Source organism: Streptomyces katrae, from assembly GCF_000966975.1.
Taxonomy (GTDB): Bacteria; Actinomycetota; Actinomycetes; order Streptomycetales; family Streptomycetaceae; genus Streptomyces; species Streptomyces katrae.
This window is the reverse complement of sequence record NZ_JZWV01001419.1, coordinates 1-1,963: the sequence shown is the minus strand read 5'-3', so window position 1 is coordinate 1,963 and position 1,963 is coordinate 1. Positions and strand designations below refer to the sequence as shown.

At 71.2% G+C, this 1,963-nt stretch carries 1 protein-coding gene; it reads left to right on the top strand.

Annotated elements, in window-relative coordinates; genetic code table 11:
• Window positions 1-1,641 (top strand): xanthine dehydrogenase family protein molybdopterin-binding subunit (locus VR44_RS37900; protein WP_045952222.1); only part of this gene is annotated, 1,641 nt, incomplete at its 5' end.
• Window positions 1,642-1,963 lie beyond the last annotated feature (322 nt).

The following is a 1,963-nucleotide window of genomic DNA, read 5'->3' as shown; positions in this document are numbered from 1 at the left end:
GAGGAGAAGGTCCGCATGACGATGGCCGGAGTCGGCGGCGCCTTCGGCGGCCGCGAGGACATCTCGATGCAGATCCTCGCCCCCGTCCTCGCCCTGCGCACCGGCAAGCCGGTCAAGATGGTCTACAACCGCTTCGAGTCCTTCTTCGGCCACGTGCACCGCCACCCGGCGAAGCTCCGGTACGAGCACGGCGCCACCAGGGAGGGCAAGCTCACGCACATGAAGTGCAGGATCGTGCTCGACGGCGGCGCCTACGCCTCCTCCACGGCCTCGGTCGTCGGCAACGCGGCCTCCCTCGCCGTGGGCCCGTACGTCGTCGACGACGTGGACATCGAGGCGATCGGCCTCTACACCAACAACCCGCCCTGCGGCGCGATGCGCGGCTTCGGCGCCGTCCAGGCCTGCTTCGCGTACGAGGCCCAGATGGACAAGCTCGCGGCGAAGCTGGACATGGACCCGGTCGAGTTCCGCCGGCTCAACGCCATGGAACAGGGCACGATCATGCCCACCGGCCAGCGGGTCGACCACCCGGCCCCCGTCGCCGAGCTGCTGCGCCGCGTCAAGGACCGCCCGCTGCCGCCCCGGCGCCAGTGGGAGACCTCCGACGGCGAGACCGACGTGCGCGCCCTCCCCGGCGGCCTGTCCAACACCACCCACGGCGAGGGCATCGTCCGCGGTGTCGGCTACGCCGTCGGCATCAAGAACGTCGGCTTCTCCGAGGGCTTCGACGACTACTCCACCGCCCGCGTGCGCCTGGAGGTCATGGGCGGCGAGGCCGTCGCGATGGTCCACACCGCGATGGCGGAGGTCGGCCAGGGCGGCGTCACCATCCACGCGCAGATCGCCCGCACCGAGCTGGGCGTCGACCGGGTCACCATCCACCCCGCCGACACCCAGGTGGGATCGGCCGGTTCGACCTCCGCCGGCCGCCAGACCTACATGACCGGCGGCTCCGTGAAGAACTCCTGCGAGCTCGTCCGCGAGAAGGTCCTGGAGATCGGGCGGCGCAAGTTCGGCGCCGGCCACCCGGCTTGGGCGGGGGCCGGGCTGCGCCTGGCGGGCGGCAAGGTCGTCACCGAGGACGGCGAGGTGCTCGCCGCCGTCACCGACGTCCTGGGGGACGAGGCCGTGGAAGTGGAGGCGGAGTGGCGCCACCGGCCCACCGAGGCCTTCGACCTGGTCACCGGGCAGGGCAACGGCCACGTCCAGTACTCCTTCGCCGCACACCGGGCGGTCGTGGAGGTCGACACCGAACTCGGCCTGGTGAAGGTCGTCGAGCTCGCCTGCGCACAGGACGTCGGCAAGGCGATCAACCCGCTGTCGGTCGTCGGCCAGATCCAGGGCGGAACCACCCAGGGGCTGGGCGTCGCGGTGATGGAGGAGATCATCGTCGACCCGAAGACCGCGAAGGTGCGTAACCCCTCCTTCACCGACTACCTGATCCCGACGATCCTCGACACGCCGACCATCCCGGTCGACTACCTGGAACTGGCCGACCCGAACGCCCCGTACGGTGTCCACGGCATCGGCGAGGCCCCCACCTTGTCCTCCACCCCGGCCGTCGTCGCCGCCATCCGCGACGCGACCGGCCTGGCACTCGACCGGACCCCGATCCGCCCCGAACACCTCACGGGGCTCTGACGGGCGGACGAACGGGGGACGCCGGAACCGAACACAAGACCAGGAACAGGCCAAATCCTGATCAAGGAGAGACGGCCGAGGGCGCCCCTGACACGCGGTGCACGACACCGTGGGCCCCTTGTGCGTGGGGGGACTTGACGAGGTCATGGGGGCGGCCGCGGCCTGTTCGACCGCTCAAGACAGCGCCCGGCGACGGGTGAACCGGGGCCGGGCGGACGGTATCTGTGCAGGCGTGCGGATACCGTTCCGCCGGGGACGCCGAACCGCACACCCCCGAAGCACGTGAAACCGAGGCCCCGCCGATGTCATCCCGCCCTTCCGG